17 protein-coding genes are annotated in these 18432 nt (G+C 73.8%); 8 read left to right on the forward strand and 9 right to left on the reverse strand.

Annotation, left to right across the window (positions count from 1 at the left end; translation table 11 throughout):
- Positions 1-50 precede the first annotated feature (50 nt).
- Positions 51-1145, forward strand: coding sequence for an alanine racemase (gene alr, locus M446_RS12405; protein ID WP_012332440.1), 1095 nt, complete (start codon positions 51-53; stop codon positions 1143-1145).
- On the opposite strand, the gene M446_RS12410 is transcribed toward alr, so the two are convergent.
- Positions 1133-1705: a cytochrome b gene (locus M446_RS12410; RefSeq protein WP_012332441.1), complete on the reverse strand. Its 573-nt coding sequence runs from the start codon at positions 1703-1705 to the stop codon at positions 1133-1135. The two genes, alr and M446_RS12410, sit on opposite strands and share 13 nt — an antisense overlap.
- A gap of 241 nt (positions 1706-1946) precedes the next feature.
- Between M446_RS12410 and radA the strand changes: the two genes are divergently transcribed.
- The 4 genes from radA to M446_RS12430 all read left to right on the forward strand — a co-directional run bounded on the left by radA (position 1947) and on the right by M446_RS12430 (position 6599).
- Entirely contained in the window at positions 1947-3380 is a 1434-nt protein-coding gene (radA, locus tag M446_RS12415) for a DNA repair protein RadA (RefSeq protein WP_012332442.1), read from the forward strand.
- A 182-nt stretch (positions 3381-3562) separates the two neighbouring features.
- Positions 3563-4159, forward strand: coding sequence for a CvpA family protein (locus tag M446_RS12420; protein ID WP_012332443.1), 597 nt, complete (start codon positions 3563-3565; stop codon positions 4157-4159).
- A 172-nt stretch (positions 4160-4331) separates the two neighbouring features.
- Positions 4332-5831 (forward strand): amidophosphoribosyltransferase, encoded by a 1500-nt coding sequence (gene purF / locus M446_RS12425; protein ID WP_012332444.1) that lies wholly within the window; start codon positions 4332-4334, stop codon positions 5829-5831.
- A gap of 6 nt (positions 5832-5837) precedes the next feature.
- A complete protein-coding gene (locus M446_RS12430; RefSeq protein WP_012332445.1) occupies positions 5838-6599 on the forward strand; it encodes an SDR family NAD(P)-dependent oxidoreductase in 762 nt (253 codons plus the stop codon).
- Between the two features lie 4 nt (positions 6600-6603).
- Here M446_RS12430 and M446_RS12435 read toward each other — a convergent pair whose 3' ends face one another.
- Positions 6604-8229, reverse strand: coding sequence for a methyl-accepting chemotaxis protein (locus M446_RS12435; protein ID WP_150108643.1), 1626 nt, complete (start codon positions 8227-8229; stop codon positions 6604-6606).
- Between the two features lie 293 nt (positions 8230-8522).
- On the opposite strand from M446_RS12435, the gene M446_RS12440 reads away from it, so the two are divergent.
- Together M446_RS12440 and M446_RS38115 are read left to right on the forward strand one after the other, a co-directional pair.
- Entirely contained in the window at positions 8523-8930 is a 408-nt protein-coding gene (locus tag M446_RS12440; RefSeq protein WP_012332447.1) for a dihydrofolate reductase, read from the forward strand.
- Between the two features lie 21 nt (positions 8931-8951).
- Positions 8952-9119: a hypothetical protein gene (locus M446_RS38115; RefSeq protein WP_012332448.1), complete on the forward strand. Its 168-nt coding sequence runs from the start codon at positions 8952-8954 to the stop codon at positions 9117-9119.
- 3 nt (positions 9120-9122) lie between these two features.
- Here M446_RS38115 and der read toward each other — a convergent pair whose 3' ends face one another.
- The 3 genes from der to M446_RS12455 all read right to left on the reverse strand — a co-directional run bounded on the left by der (position 9123) and on the right by M446_RS12455 (position 11966).
- Entirely contained in the window at positions 9123-10463 is a 1341-nt protein-coding gene (gene der / locus M446_RS12445) for a ribosome biogenesis GTPase Der (protein WP_012332449.1), read from the reverse strand.
- Positions 10464-10578: 115 nt separating this feature from the next.
- On the reverse strand, positions 10579-11289 hold the full coding sequence (locus M446_RS12450; RefSeq protein WP_012332450.1) for a tetratricopeptide repeat protein: 711 nt from the start codon (positions 11287-11289) through the stop codon (positions 10579-10581).
- An 83-nt stretch (positions 11290-11372) separates the two neighbouring features.
- Positions 11373-11966, reverse strand: a complete 594-nt coding sequence (locus M446_RS12455; RefSeq protein ID WP_012332451.1) for an NnrU family protein — start codon at positions 11964-11966, stop codon at positions 11373-11375.
- Between the two features lie 136 nt (positions 11967-12102).
- Between M446_RS12455 and M446_RS12460 the strand changes: the two genes are divergently transcribed.
- Positions 12103-13260: a hypothetical protein gene (locus tag M446_RS12460; RefSeq protein ID WP_012332452.1), complete on the forward strand. Its 1158-nt coding sequence runs from the start codon at positions 12103-12105 to the stop codon at positions 13258-13260.
- Between the two features lie 19 nt (positions 13261-13279).
- On the opposite strand, the gene M446_RS12465 is transcribed toward M446_RS12460, so the two are convergent.
- From M446_RS12465 to infB, 4 genes are all read right to left on the reverse strand, one after another.
- Positions 13280-13705 (reverse strand): acyl-CoA thioesterase, encoded by a 426-nt coding sequence (locus tag M446_RS12465; RefSeq protein WP_012332453.1) that lies wholly within the window; start codon positions 13703-13705, stop codon positions 13280-13282.
- Positions 13698-14762, reverse strand: a complete 1065-nt coding sequence (gene truB / locus M446_RS12470) for a tRNA pseudouridine(55) synthase TruB (RefSeq protein ID WP_012332454.1) — start codon at positions 14760-14762, stop codon at positions 13698-13700. Before truB ends, M446_RS12465 begins: the two co-directional genes overlap by 8 nt.
- Before the next feature lie 104 nt (positions 14763-14866).
- On the reverse strand, positions 14867-15286 hold the full coding sequence (gene rbfA, locus M446_RS12475) for a 30S ribosome-binding factor RbfA (protein ID WP_012332455.1): 420 nt from the start codon (positions 15284-15286) through the stop codon (positions 14867-14869).
- Positions 15287-15435: 149 nt separating this feature from the next.
- Positions 15436-18381 (reverse strand): translation initiation factor IF-2, encoded by a 2946-nt coding sequence (gene infB, locus M446_RS12480; RefSeq protein WP_012332456.1) that lies wholly within the window; start codon positions 18379-18381, stop codon positions 15436-15438.
- Between the last annotated feature and the right edge of the window lie 51 nt (positions 18382-18432).

Consider the following 18432-nt stretch of genomic DNA (forward strand, 5'->3'; position numbering starts at 1 on the left):
GGGACGATCCCGCCGGATCGCCCCGCCCCCTCCGCTGCGGACCAGAGGCGATGACGGCCACCTCCCCCCACGGCGCCCGCCTGACCATCAACCTTCGCGCCCTCGCGGCGAATTGGCGGCGCCTCGCCGAGGAGGCCGCGGGGGCCGAGTGCGCCGCGGTGATCAAGGCCGACGCCTACGGGACCGGCATCGACCGTGCCGGCCCGGCCCTGTGGCGGGCGGGCTGCCGCACGTTCTTCGTCGCCCACCTGTCCGAGGCCGAGCGCGCCCGCGCGGCCCTGCCGGAGGCGGTGATCTACGTGCTGAACGGCCTGCCCCCGGGCAGCGCGCCGGCCTACCGGGACCGCGCCCTGCGGCCCGTGCTCGGCTCCCGCGAGGAGATCGAGGAATGGGCGGCCTTCTGCCGGGCGCGGGGGGAGCGGCTGCCGGCGGCGTTGCACGTCGATACCGGGATGAACCGGCTCGGCCTCTCCCCCGACGAGGCCCTGGCGCTCGCCGGCGGCGCCGCGCTAGAGGATGTCGCGGCGAGCCTGCTGGTGAGCCATCTCGTCAGCGCCGAGGTGCCGGGCGACGCGGTCACGGCGCGCCAGGTCGCGGATTTCGCCAGGGTGGCGGCGGCCTTCCCGGGCCTGACGGCCTCCCTCGGCAACTCGGCCGGCACGTTCCTCGGCGCGCGGGCGCGCCACGAGATGGTGCGGCCCGGCTACGCCCTCTACGGCGGCAACCCGCGCCCCGGCGGTCCGAACCCGATGCGGCCGGTGGTGCGGCTCGACGCGACGATCCTGCAGGTGCGCGACGTCCCGCCCGGCGCGACGGCGGGCTACAACGCCCGCTGGACGGCGCCCGGTCCGCGCCGGCTGGCGACGCTCTCGCTCGGCTACGCGGACGGCTACCCGCGGGCGGGCTCCGGGCGGGCGGAGGCGGTGGTGGCCGGCCGGCGCTGCCCCGTGGTCGGCACGATCTCGATGGACCTCGTGATCCTGGACGTGACCGACGCGCCGCCGGAGGCCGCGCGGCGCGGCGCCCGCGCGACCCTGATCGGCGAGGGTCTCGACATCGACGAGGTCGGGCAGCGGGCCGGCACCATCGGCTACGAGATCCTGACCAATCTCGGGCGGCGCTCCGAGCGGGCCTATATCGACTGAGCGCCGCGGGCGCGCCGCCCGGGCCACATCCGCGCCAGCACCTCGTCGCGCCGCACGAGGGCGTGCCACGCCACCGCCAGGAAGTGGAGCGCGAGGAGGAGACCGATCGCCCAGGCCCCCCAGAGGTGGATCTCGCCCCCCAGATGCGACAGCGGCTTGTCGATGGGCACGAGCCGGGGCCAGGAGAACAGGCCGAACCAGGGCAGCGCGTAGCCGCCGGCGCCCGAATCGACGTAGCCGCTCAATGGCATCAGCAGCATCAGGGCGTAGAGGCAAAGATGGGCCGCGCGCGCCGCCGCGCCGGCGAGGCGGGACGGCCGCACCCGGAATCCGGGCGCCCCGGCGATCCAGCGGCAGAGGACGCGCAGGGGCAGCAGCACCAGCACGGTCATGCCGATCGACTTGTGCAGGTCGAGGAGTTCCCGCCGGGGCGAGGTGCCGGGCGGCAGGGTGCTCGCCCAGACGCCGATGGCGAGGGCGACCAGGATCAGGGCCGCCATGCCCCAGTGGAAGGCGCGGGGGGCGCCGGCGTAGTGGTGGGCTTGACCGTCGGGGGACATCGTGGCGATCCGTGCGTGCGATCTCCCCCGCGCTGTCCGGCCCGATTGCGGCCGCAGCGCGACGCTCAGGTTGCTGGCGCGTGACTGTTGCGATCCCGGGACGGCGGGGACATATCGGGAACATCGGCGACCTCCGGCCGCGTTCCGCGAGACGACCGTGGCGGCACCGTCGCATCCTCGCGCCGCGCCCGCCCCGGACCGCGGCGACCATCCCGACCTTCCCGCGCGAGGCAGACCATCGATGGCCAAATCCCACCAGACCTTCGTCTGCCAATCCTGCGGTGCGGTCTACAATCGCTGGCGCGGGCGCTGCGAGGCCTGCAACGGCTGGAACTCGATCGTGGAGGAGACCGGCGCCGGGACCCAAGCCGCCGGGCCGGTGGCGACGCGGCCGAGCCGGGCCAAGGGCCGGGTCTTCCCCCTCGAAGGGCTCGCCGGCGAGGTCAAGGACGCGCCCCGCACCCCCTCGGGCATCGCCGAGCTCGACCGGGTCACCGGGGGCGGCTTCGTGCGCGGCTCGGTCATCCTGCTCGGCGGCGATCCCGGCATCGGCAAGTCCACGCTGCTGATGCAGGCCTCGGCGGCCCTCGCCGCCCGGGGGGAGCGCGTCGCGTACATCTCGGGCGAGGAGGCGGTCGGGCAGGTGCGGCTGCGGGCGGAGCGGCTCGGCCTCGCGGGGGCGCCGGTCGAGCTCGCCGCTGAGACCAACGTCGAGGACATCGTCGCCACCCTGAGCCAGGGACGGCCGCCGGCCCTCGCGATCATCGACTCGATCCAGACCATGTGGACCGAGACGGTCGAATCGGCGCCGGGCACCGTCACGCAGGTGCGCGGCTCGGCCCAGAGCCTGATCCGCTTCGCCAAGACCAGCGGCACGGCGGTGATCCTGGTCGGGCACGTCACGAAGGACGGTCAGATCGCCGGGCCGCGCGTGGTCGAGCACATGGTCGACGCGGTCGCCTCCTTCGAGGGCGACCAGGGCCACCACTTCCGCATCCTGCGGGCGGTCAAGAACCGCTTCGGTCCGACGGACGAGATCGGCGTCTTCGAGATGACCGACGGCGGCCTCGCCGAGGTGCCGAACCCCTCGGCCCTGTTCCTGGCCGGCCGCGACCTCGCCGCGCCCGGCACCGCGGTCTTCGCCGGCATGGAGGGCACGCGGCCGCTCCTCGTGGAGATCCAGGCCCTCGTCGCCCCCTCGGCGCTGGGCATGCCGCGCCGCGCCGTGGTCGGCTGGGATCCCAACCGGCTCTCGATGGTGCTGGCGGTGCTGGAGGCCCATGCGGGCATCCGTCTCGGCACCCACGACGTCTACCTGAACGTGGCGGGCGGCCTGCGCATCGGCGAGCCGGCCGCGGACCTCGCGGTCGCCGCCGCCCTGGTCTCGTCGCTCTCCGCCACGCCCCTGCCCTCCGACGCGGTCTATTTCGGCGAGATCGGCCTGTCGGGGGCGGTGCGGCCGGTGGCGCAGGCGAATGCGCGGCTGAAGGAGGCGCAGAAGCTCGGCTTCGCCCGGGCGCTGATGCCGCAGGGACGCGGGGAGGCCGGCGAGCGCGGCTTCCCCGCCGAGGCGCTCGCGCACATCACCGACCTCGTGGCCGGCATCGCCTCGGGCAGGCCGGTCGGCCGCGGCGCCAAGCGCCCCTGCCTGCCGGCCTACGATCCGGAGGGGTGACCGTCGCGCGGCGCGCGGCACGGCGCGTGGAAGCGGGCCGCCCGGCCGCCGCGGACCCCGTCCGCGGGGCGCGCCTCCGGTCCGCCGGGTGACGGATCGGCCATGGCGGAGTATAGGTCTGGCGCGGCCAGGAGCAGCCGCGCCCACGAACCAACGCCGCCCGCTCCCGGTGCGTTCCTGCGATGCCCTTCTCCGTTCTCGATCTGGTCGTCCTCGGCGTGGTGGTCATCTCGGCGCTGCTCGCCGCGGTGCGGGGCTTCACCCGCGAGGTTCTGGCGATCGTCGCCTGGGTCGTGGCCGCCGCCGTCGCCTGGAAACTCCACCCCGTGCTGCAGCCGCTGGTGCAGCAGCACGTCTCCAGCGAGACCGTCTCGCGCGTCGTCGCGATCGCGGCGATCTTCCTCGGCACGCTGCTCGTCGTGTCGATCATCACCGTGAAGGTCTCGGACCTGATCCTCGATTCCCGGATCGGCGCCATCGACCGCAGCCTCGGCCTCGCCTTCGGCGCCGCCCGCGGCTTCCTCATCTGCGTGATCGGCTGGGTCTTCCTGGCCTGGCTGGTCCAGGGCAAGGTTCCGGACTGGGCCCAGCAGGCGCGCAGCCGCGAGATCCTGGACAATACCGGCCAGAAGCTGGTGGCGATGCTGCCCGGCAACCCGGACGAGCTCCTGAAGCAGTTCCGCAAGCCCAAGCCCGAGGCCGACCCCGGCACGGAGGCCCCGGCCGAGGCCGATACCACGCCCCAGCGCCGGACGGATGCCACCCCTGCGCGCCGGTAGCGGCCGGCGCCTTGGCTCGGCCGCACTCCGCGCCTACATGACGAACTCGTCACCGGGCCGGTTCGGCCGACCCGGTCAATCCGTCGTGGACGAGTCGGGAACCGGCCTCGCGCCCGGGCGCCGCGTCGTCTAGCGAGGGCGGTGGCAGGGCCGGCCGCGAGGGACTTTCATCATGGCAGCACGGTGGGAATCGGGCCGGACGGCCTCCGCGGGCAGCGCGGATTTCGGCGGCCTCGACCTCGACGGCGACACCCTGCGCGAGGAATGCGGGGTGTTCGGCATCCACGGCCATCCCGACGCGGCGGCCATCGTGGCGCTCGGCCTCCACGCCCTCCAGCATCGCGGCCAGGAAGCGGCCGGCATCGTCTCCTTCGACGGGAGCGTGTTCCATTCCGAGCGCCGGATGGGCCTCGTCGGGGATTCCTTCTCGGATCTCGCCACGATCGAGCGCCTCAAGGGCCTCTCGGCGATCGGTCACGTGCGCTACTCGACCACCGGCGAGACGATCCTGCGCAACGTGCAGCCGCTCTTCGCCGAGCTGGAGACCGGGGGCCTCGCGATCGCCCATAATGGGAACCTGACCAACGGCCTGCTGCTGCGCCGCCAGCTCGTGCGCGACGGCGCCATCTGCCAGTCGACCTCCGACACCGAGGCGATCCTCCACTTGGTCGCCCGCAGCCGGCACGTGCGCATCATCGACCGGGTGATGGACGCCCTGCGCCAGATCGAGGGCGCCTACGCGCTCGTCATGCTGACGAACAAGAAGCTGATCGGCGCCCGCGACCCGCTCGGCATCCGTCCGCTCGTCCTCGGCGAGCTCGACGGCCGCTACATCCTCGCCTCCGAGACCTGCGCCCTCGACATCATCGGCGCCCGCTTCGTGCGCGACATCGAGAACGGCGAGATCGTCGTCATCGACGACGACGGCATCCGCTCGATCCGCTTCGCCGCCGAGGCGCCGATGCGGCCCTGCATCTTCGAGTACATCTACTTCGCCCGCCCGGATTCGGTGGTGAACGGCAAGAACGTCTACGCGGTGCGCAAGAGCATCGGCGTCGAGCTCGCCAAGGAGGCGCCGGCCGAGGCCGACATCGTGGTGCCGGTGCCGGATTCCGGCGTGCCGGCGGCGCTCGGCTACGCCCAGGAGACGGGGCTGCCCTTCGAGATGGGCATCATCCGCAACCACTATGTCGGGCGCACCTTCATCCAGCCGACGCAATCGGTGCGCGAACTCGGCGTGCGCATGAAGCACTCGGCGAACCGCGCCGCCATCGCGGGCAAGCGCATCGTCCTCGTCGACGACAGCCTCGTGCGCGGCACCACCTCGGTGAAGATCGTGCGGATGATGCGCGAGGCCGGGGCGAGCGAGGTGCATTTCCGCATCGCCTCGCCGCCCATCACCCATCCGGACTTCTACGGAATCGACACGCCCGAGAAGGAGAAGCTGCTCGCCGCCACCCACGACCTCGAGGGCATGCGCCGCTACATCGGCGCCGACTCGCTCGCCTTCCTGTCGATCGGGGGCCTGTACCGGGCGATGGGCGAGGAGGGCCGCGACCCGGCCTGCCCGCAATACACCGACCATTGCTTCACGGGCGATTACCCCACCCCGCTGACCGACCTCGCCGTCGCCTCGCCGCGGCGGATGGCGCTCCTCGCCGAAGCCGACTGAGACCCGATGTCCGACCTCCCGTCCGCAGAGACCAAGCCCCTCGCCGACCGCATCGCCGTGGTCACCGGCGCCTCCCGCGGGATCGGGCGCGCGGCCGCCCTGGCCCTCGCCGCCGCGGGCGCCCACGTGGTCGCGGTGGCGCGCACGCAGGGGGCGCTCGAGGAACTCGACGACGCGATCCGGCAGGGCGGCGGCACGGCGACCCTCGTCCCCCTCGACGTGACCGATTACGACGCCATCGACCGGCTCGGCGCCGCGATCCACGAGCGCTGGGGGCGGCTCGACGTCCTGATCGGCAATGCGGGCAATCTCGGCCGGCTGATGCCCCTCGGCCACGTCGAGCCGAAGCTGTGGGCGAGCGTCATGGACGTGAACCTGACGGCGAATTGGCGCCTGATCCGCTCCCTCGACCCGCTGCTGCGGCGCTCGGATGCGGGCCGGGCGATCTTCATCACCTCGGGCGCCGCGGCGAGCTGCAAGGCCTATTGGGGGCCCTACGCGGTGTCGAAGGCGGCGCTGGAGGCGCTGGTGCGGACCTACGCGGCCGAGACCGCGTCCACGCCGATCCGGGCGATGCTGGTCAATCCCGGGCCGCTGCGCACGGCGATGCGCCGGGCGGCGATGCCCGGCGAGGATCCCGAGACCCTGCGCACGCCCGAGGACCTGGCGCCGCACGTGGTGCGCCTCGCGAGCCCCTCCTGGCAGGAGACCGGGCTCATCTACGACTTTCCGAGCGACCGGGTGCTCACGCCCCAGCGCCCGGCCTGAGCGCTCAGGCGGCCCGGACGGCCGCCAGGAAGGCGCCGACCTCGCCGACCAGCCTCTCGGACTGCCCGGAGAGGTCGCGGGCCGCGTCCTGCACCTGGGCGGCCGCCGCACCGGTCTCCTCCGCCCCGTCGCGCAGGACGAGGACGTTCGCCCGGACGCTCTCGGTCCCGCGCGCCGCCTCCTGCACGTTGCGGGTAATTTCCTGCGTGGCGGCTCCCTGCTCCTCCATGGCGGCCGCGATGCTGGCGGCGTGCCGCGCCATCTCGGCGATCACCTCGCCGATCTGCCGGATGTCCCCGACGGCCGCCTGGGTGGCGGCCTGGATCTCGCCGATCTGACCGCCGATCTCGTCGGTGGCCCGGGCGGTCTGGCCGGCGAGTTCCTTGACCTCGGCGGCGACCACTGCGAAGCCGCGCCCCGCCTCCCCGGCCCGCGCCGCCTCGATCGTGGCGTTCAGCGCCAGCAGGTTCGTCTGCGCGGCGATGCCCGAGATGGCCGAGACGATGCCGCTGATCCGCTCCGCGGTCTCCGCCAGACGCCGCACCGTGGCGTCGGTGCGGCGGGCATCCTCCACCGCCCGTCCGGCGATGCGCGAGGATTGCGCCACCTGGCTCACGATCTCGTGGATCGAGGCCGCCATCTCCTCGCTCGCGGCGGCCACCGTCTGCACGTTGGCCGTGGTCTGCTGCGCGGCCCCGGCCACGGCGGCCGCCTGGACCGCGCCCCGCTCCGCGACCGAGGCCATCACACCGGCCGTCGCCTCCATGCCCCGCACGGCGCCCGAGAGGCCCTCGCGCAGGGCCGCCACCGTCCCTTCGAGCCTGCGCGTGAGCGCGTCGAGCTGGCCGGCGCGGGCGAGCTTCGCGCGGGCCTCCGCCGCCTCGCGGGTCTCCAGTTCGCGCCGCGCGAGGGCATCGTCCCGGAAGACCTGGAGGGCGCGGGCGAGCGCGCCGACCTCGTCGCGCCGCTCGGTCCCGCCGACCGCGACCGCGAGGTCGCCGCTCGCGAGCCTGCTCATCGCCGCGGTGGCACGGCCGAGCGGGCGCGAGACGCCCCGCACGGCGACGAGCCCGAGCAGGGCGCAGGACAGCGTGAGGCCCGTCACGGCCAGGCCCAGCTGGCGCCAGGACGCGGCGGTGACGCTCTCGTGAGCCCTGTCACGGGCGGCGGCGAGTTCGCCGAGATTGGCCTCCACCCGGCTGCGAACCGCGCGGAGCGCGGCCTCGCGCGCGCGCTGCCCCTCCTTGGAGGCCAGCGCGAAGGCCGCCTCGTTCTCGTTGCGAAGCGCGAACGCCACCACCCGGTCGGCCACTGCGAAATAAGCTGCGATCTGCTGCCCGACCGCCTCGGCGGTGCTGCTCCGCGCGGGCGTGTCCGCGAGCCGCGCGAGCCGGTTTTGGGCGGCGCCGGCCGCGTCCTTCGCGGCCACGTAGCGGTCGTGGTAGCCCCGCAGCGCCGCCGGATCGGTCTCGATGATGATGTTGCGCTCCTGGATCGTCGTCTCGCCGACGGCGAGCGCGACCTCGAAGGCCCCGACGACGCGGGCCGCCTGCAGGTCGACGAGCCGCTGGGTGGTCCGGTCGAGCTCGGAGAAGACGCCATCCGCCAGGCCCAGCAGACCGATCGTCACGCCGATGAGAATCAGGATTGGGATTGCAATTTTTCCCAGGATAGGAATATCATCTATGATTCTCCGCACGATACCCTCCTGGGAGCGCCGCTCCGGTGAATTAATCTTTCTTATACGGCTCGATTGCAAGTTTATGCATCGGGTATTAACAAAAGGTTATTGACTTACGTTACGTCATCAGATCCCCTTGGTCGGGCCGCGGCCTGGGCGGCGCGGCCGAGCGACCGTGGCGCCGGCCCCGTCGACCCGGCCCCGTCGACCCGGTATGACGCGGTGCAAGGCGGAGAGACGCGATGATCGACGTGCGGGCGATGTGCGCCATCGGGCAGCGGGGCCAGCTCGGCCTCGACGGGCGGCTGCCCTGGGAGGGCAACGCGGATCCGCTCTACGTCGAGGACGTGACCCGCTTCTTCGCCGAGACGCAGGGCCACGTGCTGATCGCCGGCCCGAAGACGATCGAGGCGGTGCCCGCCTTCGCGTACCGGGACCGGACCATCGCCATCATCCGCTCGCACGAGGATCCGGCCGCGGTGCTCGCCCGCTACAGCGGGCGGCGGATCTTCGTCGGCGGCGGGGTGGCGGTGTGGAACGTCTACGCGCCCTTCATCCAGCAATGGGACATCACGCGCCTGCCCTACGACGGCGAGGCGGATCGCTGGTTCGACCCCGCTTGGCTGGTGGGCGGCAAGCTGCGAGGGTGACGGCGCGAGGGGATCGATTCGATGACCGCACAGGACCAGTTCAAGCGCCAGCCGCGCCGCAAGGCGGAGAAGGGGCGCGTCCTCACCGTCTCGGCGGAGCAGAAGGCCGCCTACGAGGCGCTGATGCGCGAGAAGGAGGAGCGGGAGGCCTACGCCAAGCACCTGCCCGGCGACCTGAAGCCCCGCTGAGCCTCACTCCCCCTTGTCGAACGGATTGCGCGACGTGCGCAGGGACAGCCGGATCGGCACGCCGGGCAGGTCGAACGCGTCCCGAAGCCCGTTCACGAGGTAGCGCGTGTAGGATTTCGGCAGCGCGTCGAGCTGGTTGCCGAACAGCGCGAAGTGCGGCGGCCGGCTCTTCACCTGGGTCGCGTAGCGGATCTTGATGCGCCGGCCCGACACGGCGGGGGGCGGGTTGGCCTGGACGGCCTCGGACAGCCACTGGTTGATCCGCGCCGTCGGCACCCGCCGGTTCCAGACGTCGGAGGCCGAGACGACGCCCTGCATCAGCCGGTCGATGCCCTCGCCCGCGAGCCCGGAGAGCGGCACGATCGGGGCGCCGCGCACCTGGGGCAGGAGCCGCGCCGCCTTCTCCCGCAACTCCTTGAGCAGGCCGGGCTGGTCGGCGACGAGGTCCCACTTGTTGAGCCCGATGACGAGGGCGCGGCCCTCCTGCTCGACGAGGTCGACGATGGTGAGGTCCTGCTTCTCGAACGGGATGGTGGCGTCGAGGAGCACCACCACCACCTCGGCGAAGCGCACCGCCCGCAGCCCGTCCGAGACGGCGAGCTTCTCCAGCTTGTCGTCGACCCGGGCGCGGCGGCGCATCCCCGCCGTGTCGTGCAGCTTGATGCGGCGGCCGCGCCACTCCCAGTCGAGGGAGATCGAGTCGCGGGTGATGCCCGCCTCCGGCCCGACCAGCAGCCTGTCCTCGCCGAGCATCCGGTTGATCAGGGTCGACTTGCCGGCATTGGGGCGCCCGACGATGGCGACCCGGAGCGGCTTGCCCTCGCCCTCCTCGTCGTCGTCCTCGGCCTCGGGCAGGATGTCGGCCAGCGCGTCGATGAGCTGCCCCATCCCCTCGCCGTGCTCGGCCGAGACCGGGACCGGGTCGCCGAGGCCGAGCCCGAAGGCCTCGTAGGCGCCCGCCAGGCCGGCGCCGCCCTCCGCCTTGTTGGCGAGCAGGATCACCGGCTTGTCGGCGCGCCGGACGAGCTCCGCGAAGGGCTGGTCGGCCGGCAGCAGGCCGGCGCGGGCATCGACCACGAAGAGCACCGCGTCGGCCTCCGCGATGGCGGCCTCGGTCTGGGCGCGCATCCGGCCGGCCAGGGATTCCGCGTCGGCCTCTTCGAGGCCCGCCGTGTCGATGATCGTGAAGCGCAGGTGCCCGAGCCGCGCCTCGCCCTCCCGGCGGTCGCGGGTCACGCCCGGACGGTCGTCCACGAGGGCGAGCTTGCGGCCGACGAGGCGGTTGAACAGCGTCGACTTGCCGACGTTGGGACGCCCGACGATCGCGACGATGGGCATCGACATGGGAGAGGTCCTGGGCGAGGGGCGCAGTGCAGGTGCAACGCGGAGGGCGCGGGGTCCGTCCTCTCGGACGGAGCCCCCCGCGCCGGTGGATCTCGGGACGGTCGGGCAGGCGCGGCTAGCGCGTCACCTCCGGCGGCGGCGGGGCGGCGGGCGCGGCCGGGCCCGCGTCGCTGACCTGGACCGGACCGCCCGCCGCGAGGGCGACGTAGACCTCCAGGCGCTGGCGCAATCCGGGCGGCGTCTCGCGGTCGGCGGCGATCTGGTCGAACCAGCGGCCGGCGCCCTCGAAGTCGCCCTTGCGCATCGCCGTCAGGCCCAGCATCTCGCGGGCGGTGTGGCGGAAGGCGTTGCCGGAGGCGGCGAGCCCCTGGAGCGTGTTCAGCGCTTCCGGGTCGTCGGAATCGAGGCGCAGGAGCGCCCCGCGCAGGCGCGCCGCGTCGCGCAGGCCCGGCCCGACCCCGGTATCGGCCGCGATCGCCGCGTAGGCCCTGGCGCCGGCCGCCGGATCGGCCTTGCCGGCCTCGGCCGCGGCGCGGAACTGGGCCAGGATCCGGTAGCCGTGGGGGGAATCCGCCGCGAGCGTCTCGAAGGCCTTGGCCGCCTCGCCGCCCTTGTCCTTGCTGGCGCGCACCGCCTCGTCGAAGCGCCGGCTCGCCGCCTCGGCCTGGACCTGCTGCTCGTGCTGCCAGAAGCGCCAGCCGCCGACGCCGATCACCACGAGCACCGCGATGCCGATGAAGACGCCGCTGTAGCGCTTCCAGATCTCGGCCGCGCGGTCTCGCCGGTAATCCTCGTTGACCTCGCGTATGAACTCGTCTTCTTTCATCTCGGACCCGCTCGCCGGAAGCATGCCGCGCGCGCCCGCGACAGGGCGGTCCGCCTAGCACGAACGCGCGCGGATGGCGAGGCTCAGGCCTGTCCCGGCCACACCGCGACGCCGATCAGCCAGGGATGCAGCACCCGGGCGAAGACGAACCACGCGACGACCCCGATCCCCACCGCGAGCGCGTCGTTGCGCCAGCCGGCGGGCGCCGCCGCCGGACCCGCATGGGCCTTCACCTCGTCGCGGCGCTTGACGCTGATGCGGGCCGCCACCGCCCAGGCCAGGATGCTGCCGAACAGGAGGATCGAGCCGAGATCGCCGTTGGCGAGGAGGTGCGCCGCCGCCCAGATCTTCACGCCCGCCAGCATCGGGTGCTTGAGCGCGCCCTTGATCCGCCCCGGCAGGTAGGCCGCCGCGAAGGCCACGAAGGCGACGAGAACGAGGAGGAGCGCGAGGTGGCGCGTCCAGACCGGCGGCGACCAGATGTCGATGTAGCCCTCCGACCGGTAGCGCCCGTAGCCGATGCCGAGCACGATCAGGCCGACCAGGGCGAGCACCGAGTAGCCGAGCTTGTAGGGCCCCTCCCCGACCCGCGCGATCAGGGCCGCGCGCGGCCCCCGCAGCATGGTGAAGGCGTGGGTGCCGAGGAACAGCGCGAGGCCCAGGAGGAGGACCGGCATGGGCGAAAAACTCCCTGGGCGAGCACTCCCCGGGCGAGCACTTCCCGGGCGAGGGCTCCGTGAATCGGCGCCGTCGGGCTAACCGGCCCGCAAGGAATTCTCGGCCAAGCTCCCCGCCCCTGTCCAGGTCGAGACGATGCGTCGCCTGCTCCTTGCCGCGTGGCTCGGCGTCGCGGCCTGCCGCGCCGTCGCCGAGCCGGGCCCGCCGCTCTCGGCGCTGACGCTGGTCGGTCCGGCCCGGCCGGTCTTCCGGGCCCGGGTGGATGCCTGCGACGGGCACGACGTGCCGGACGCGCCGGTGCGCGCCTTCCGGGATGCCGGGGGCGGCCTGGTGATGTTCGGGCTGCACTACCGCAACCGCGCCCTGCGGGGGCCCGACCTCGATCACCTCGCGATCGATTGCCGGATCGTGCTCGATTCGGGCCTCGCGGCCGAGCCCGAGCGCTACGACGACCGCAGCTGGGTCACCGCGACCTGGACCGAGGACGGGCGCGCGGTCGCGGCCCTCCTCCACCACGAGTACCATGCCGAGGCGCATCCGGGCCGCTGCCGCTCGGGCGAGATGATGGCCTGCTGGTACAACACCATCCTGGCGGCCCGCTCGGGCGACGGGGGCGCGCGCTTCGAGCGGGCGAGCCCGCCCGCCGTGGTGGCCGCGCCGCCCTTCCGGCAGGAGGTCGAGCAGGGCCGCCACCGTGGTTTCTTCAACCCCTCGAACATCGTGCGGGACGGGCGCTACTGGTACTTCCTCGCCTCGAACACCGGCTGGGACGGCCAGCCCTTCGGCGTCTGCCTGTTCCGCTCGGACGACGTCGCCGATCCCGGCCGCTGGCGGGCCTGGGACGGAACCGGCTTCACGGTCGCCTTCCCGGACCCCTACCGCAAGGGTGCGAGGCCGGCCGGCGCCTGCCGGCCGGTCTGGCCCTTCCCGGCCCCGGTCGGCTCGGTCAGCCGCCACCGCGGCACCGGCGCCTGGATCGCGGTGTTCCAGGCGGAGGCGGGCGGCGCCTTCCCGCGCTCCGGCTTCTACTGGACCACCTCACGCGACCTCCTCGCCTGGGACGAGCCGCGCCTCCTCCTCGAGGGCCCGACGCTCTACGGCGATCCCTGCCGGGCCCGGGGCGACCTCATCAGCTACCCGTCGCTGCTCGATCCGGGCGCGCGGGGCCGCAACTTCGACGACGTGGGCGAGCGCGCCGAGCTGTTCTACGCGGTGCTGCGCCGGAACGGGTGCGAGATCACCTCCGACCGCGACCTCGTGCGGCGGCCGGTGGCGATCAAGGTGTGGCCGTAGGGGCGAACCGGGCCGCGCGTCACGCCACGCGCAGCCGCTCCGCGGCCTCGCGCGCCGCGCCCTCCAGCGGGCGCGGCCGGCGGCTCTCCGCGTCGATGACCACGCAGGCCGCCTCCGCCTCCCCGACCAGGCGTCCCTCGGCGAGGATGCGGTTGCGGAACCCCAGCGAGCTGCGCCCGATCCGGGCGAGCCAGGTCCCGGTGCGCACCCGGCCGGGGAAGTGCAGCTCGCCCCGGTAGTCGATGACGAAGCGGGCGATGACGAGGGCGCAGCCCTCCGCCAGCACCGGCCTCAGATGCGCGGCGAAGAACTGGACCCGGCCGCTCTCGCAGAAGCCCGCGAAGACCGCGTTGTTGACGTGGCCGTTCGCGTCGCTGTCGCGGTAGCGCAGGACGTCCTCGGTCCAGAGGATCCGGGAATCGTCGGGCGGCGCGGCCTCAGCCATGGCGCGGAGCGGTGCCGCCGAGGTGGAAGACCCGGTGCGGCACGAGTTCGCCCCGCTCGACGTCGCCCACCGCCACCAGCACCCCGTTGCAGGTCGCGTAGGCCTTGCCGGCCACCGGCGCGTCGCGCCCGCGCAGGATCACCGATTGGCCCCGCATCAGCCGCATCGCCATGTCGCGGGAGACGGGCACGCAGGCCACGGCGTCGAGGGCGGTCTCGACGGGCCGGAGCACCGCCGCCACCTCGTCGCCCTGCGCCGCTTCGAGCGCGCCGAGGGTGCAGGACTGGTCCTCCGCGAAGGGACCGACCCGGGTGCGGCGCAGGGCCGAGACGTGGCCGAGGCACCCGAGCGCCCGGCCGAGATCGCGGGCGATGGCGCGCACGTAGGTGCCCTTGCCGCACTCGGCCTCGATGATCGTCCGCTCCTCCGCATGGGCGACGATCGCGAGCCGGTCGATCTGGACCGGCCGCGCCACGAGCTCGACCACCTCGCCGTCGCGGGCGAGGTCGTAGGCGCGCTCGCCCTGGATCTTGATCGCCGAGTAGCGCGGCGGCACCTGCTCGATCGCACCGACGAAGCGCGGCAGCACCGCCTCGACCTCCTCGCGGGTCGGGCGGCTCTCGGAGGTGGCGACGGCGCGGCCCTCCGCGTCGTCCGTGTCGGTCTCCGTGCCCCAGGTCACCGTGAAGACGTAGGCCTTGCGCCCGTCCATCACGAAGGGGACGGTCTTGGTCGCCTCGCCGAGCGCGATCGGCAGGATGCCGGAGGCGAGCGGGTCGAGGGTGCCCGCGTGGCCGGCCTTCTTGGCGTTGAGCGCCCGCTTCACCGCCGCGACCGCGTGGGTCGAGGTCATGCCGACGCCCTTGTCGAGGATCACCCAGCCGCTGATCTCGCGGCGCTTGGGACGGTCGCCTTTGGGCCGGTCGCCCTTCGGCCGGTCACTCTTGGGGCGGTCGCCGCCGGGCCGGTCGCCCTGCGGGCGCCCGCGGTCGCGAGGCGGCCGGCCCTCGCGCGGTGCGGCCGGACTCGACCCGGCAGCCTGGTCCTCGTGCATCATCGCTTCCCGTCCCATCCAAAGCCGGGCGGACGCGGCCCGGCTCGCCGGCGCGCTCCCCCCTGGTCAATCCTCGCGGAAGCGCGCCGTTGCGGCGGCGCGGCAGCTCACGCGTCGGGATCGCCGGCGTCGTCCTGCTCGCCGCCGAGGTCCCGCTGCACCTTCTCGCTGCGCAGCAGCCGATCGATCCGCGCCGCCTCGTCGAACGTCTCGTCGCGGCGGAAGCGCAACTCGGGCGCGAACTTGAGGTTCACGCGCCGGGCCACCTCCTGCCGGAGCGCCTTGCGGTTGCGCTCCAGCGCCTCCAGCACCGGGGCCTCGTCCTGGCCGCCGAGCGGCATGACGTAGGCGGTGGCGAGCTTGAGGTCCGGCGACATCCGGACCTCCGGCACCGTGATGACGTGCCGGCTCAGCACCGGGTCCTGCAGGTCGCCGCGGCTCAGCACCTCCGCGATGGCGTGGCGGACGAGTTCGGCCACGCGCTGCTGACGCTGCGAGGGGCCGGCGGTTTCGGTCGGTTTGCGCATCGTGTCTCAATCCGGGCTTGAACCGGGGCCGCCGGGCGGCCGGGGTGACGCCTTCAGGGTTCTGAACCGACGAGCCCGGGGCGAGGGCGCCCCGGGCTCGGCAGAAACGGGGCCGCCCGGCGGGGCGGCCGAACGGCGTCAGGGGCGGATCAGAGCGTCCGCCGCTCCTCGTGCACGATGTAGCACTCGATCACGTCCCGGACGCGCATGTCCTGGTAATTCTCGAACGCCATGCCGCATTCCTGGCCGGCCGAGACCTCGCGCGCGTCGTCCTTGAAGCGCTTGAGCTGCGAGAGCTTGCCCTCGTGGACGACGACGTTGTCGCGGATGAGCCGGACGTTGGCGCCGCGCTCGACGCGGCCATCCTCGACCCGGCAGCCCGCGATCTTGCCGACCTTCGAGACGTTGAAGATCTCGAGGATCCGCGCCTCGCCCAGCCGCTCCTCGCGGAGCGTCGGCGGGAGCAGGCCCGACATCGCCGCCTTCACGTCATCCACGAGGTCGTAGATGATGTTGTAGTAGCGGATCTCGACGCCGGAGCGCTCGGCGGCCTCGCGGGCCTCCTTGTGGGCGCGCACGTTGAAGCCGATCACCACGGCGCCGGAGGCCTGGGCCAGGGTGATGTCCGACTCCGTGATGCCGCCCACGCCGGTGTGCAGGATGCGCGCCCCGACCTCCTCGTTGCCGAGCTTGTCGAGGGCCCCCGCGATGGCCTCCACCGAGCCCTGCACGTCGCCCTTGACGACGAGCGCGAACTCCTTGCGGCCGGCGCCCTCCTTGAGGTCGCGCATCATGTCCATCAGCGAGCGGCCCGAGGCGGCACCCGCCGCGGCCGCGCGCTCGCGCTTCACGCGGGCCCGGTACTCGGTGACCTCGCGGGCGCGGGCCTCGTTCTCGACCACCGCGACGCGGTCCCCCGCCTCGGGCGTGCCGTTGAAGCCGAGCACCTCGACCGGGACCGCCGGGCCCGCCTCGCGCACGTTGCGGCCGGTATCGTCGATCAGGGCGCGCACGCGGCCCCACTCGGCGCCCGCCACCACGATGTCGCCCGTGTGCAGCGTGCCGCGGGCGACCAGCACGGTGGCGACCGGGCCGCGGCCGCGGTCGAGCTTGGCCTCGATCACGGTGCCTTCCGCCGAGCGGTCGGGATTGGCGCGCAGGTTCAGCACCTCGGCCTGCAGGGCGAGGCCCTCCAGGAGTTCGTCGAGGCCCTGGCGGGTCTTGGCCGAGACCTCGAATTCGAGGGTCTCGCCGCCCATCGATTCCACCTGCACGTTGTGCTGGAGGAGTTCGGTGCGCACCCGCTGCGGGTTGGCGTCGGGCTTGTCGACCTTGTTGATCGCCACGACGAGCGGCACGTCGGCCGCCTTGGCGTGGGCGATCGCCTCGATCGTCTGGGGCATGACGCCGTCATCGGCCGCCACCACCAGCACGACGATGTCCGTCACCTTGGCGCCGCGGGCGCGCATGGAGGTGAAGGCGGCGTGGCCGGGGGTGTCGATGAAGGTGATCTTGCCGCCGGAGGGCGAGGTCACCTGGTAGGCGCCGATATGCTGCGTGATGCCGCCCGCCTCGCCTTCCACGACGTTGGCGTTGCGGATCGCGTCGAGGAGCGAGGTCTTGCCGTGGTCGACGTGGCCCATGATGGTCACGACCGGGGGCCGCGGCTGGGTGTCCTCGTCGACGTCCGGCTCGTCGAAGAGCCCCTCCTCGACGTCGGATTCCGCCACGCGGCGCACCGTGTGGCCGAGTTCCTCGGCGATCAGCTGGGCCGTGTCCGAGTCGATCACGTCCGTGATCTTGTGGATCTGGCCCTGCTTCATCAGCAGGCGGATGACGTCCACCGCCCGCTCGCTCATGCGGTTGGCGAGTTCCTGGATGGTGATCGTCTCCGGGATGACCACTTCGCGCGACAGCTTCTCTTTCTGCTCCATCTGCCGGTGGCCGGTGAGGCGCTGGGTCCGGCGACGGAAGGAGGCGAGCGAACGGGTCCGCTCATCCTCGCCCGAGGTCGCGGTGGCGATGGTCAGGCGGCCGCGGTTGCGGTCGCCGCCCGGGGATTTCGGCGTCTTGGGCGGGCTGATGATCTTGAGCGGCATGCCGGGCCGCCGGATCACCCGCTTGGTGTCGGCCTCGTCGTCCGCCGGGGCGGCGGCCGGGCGGCCGGTGGCCGGGGCGGCCCGCGCGGGCGTCGCCGCGGTCGGCTGCGCGCTCGCGGCCGGCTTCGGCTCGGGCTTGGGCTCGGGCGGCTTCGGGGCCGGCCGGGCCATGAAGTTCAGGTCGCGGGGCTTGCGCGCATCCGCCGTGAGGACGCGGCGCGGCTCGGCCGGGGTCGCGGGCCGGGCCGCGGCGGCCGGCCGGCCGGGAACCGCGGCCGGGCGCGGGCCCGGAGCAGCGGGGCGCTGGCCCGGAGCGGCGGGGCGCGGGCCCGGTGCCGCGGCGGTCGGGCGCGGCGCCGCCGCGGCGGGCCGCGGGGCGACGGGGGCCGCCGGTGCGGCAGCCTGCGCGGCGGGCGCGGGCGCCTCGAAGGCGGCGGTGGCGGCCGCAGCCCGGGCCGCCTCCTCGTTCGCGCGGCGCTCGGCCTCCTCGGCGGCGCGGCGCTTGCGCGCGTCCTCCTGGCGGCGGCGCTCCTCCTCCTCGCGCTTGCGCGCCTCGGCGGCCTCGCGCTCGCGGGCTTCCGCGGCCTCGCGCTCGGCGCGGCGGCGGGCCTCGTCGGCGGCGCGGCGGCGCTCGTCCTCCTCGCGCCGGCGCGCATCCGCCAGCGCGGCGAGGCGGGCATTCTGCTCCTGGTCGCTCAGCGTGCGCAGCACCACGCCCGAGCGGGCCGGCGCCTGGCGCGGCTCGCCGGAGCGCGGCGGGGCGCCCGAGGCCGGCCGGCTCGGGGCCGGCGCCGGTGCGGTCTCCTTCGGGGCGGCAGCCGGCGCCTGTGGGGCACCGATGACGCGCCGCTTCACTGTCTCGACCACGACCGACTTCGAGCGGCCATGGGAGAAGCTCTGGCGTACGATGCCCTGCTCGACCGGACGCTTCACCGAGAGCGTCTTGGCGGGGCCACCGTGCAGCGTCTTGTCGCCCGGATTCTTCGTCTCACTCATTCAGTTCAGATCCTGGGGGTTCTCAGCGTCCCGGGATCCGGCCTCCCGGAG

Source organism: Methylobacterium sp. 4-46 (assembly GCF_000019365.1).
Classification (GTDB): domain Bacteria; phylum Pseudomonadota; class Alphaproteobacteria; order Rhizobiales; family Beijerinckiaceae; genus Methylobacterium.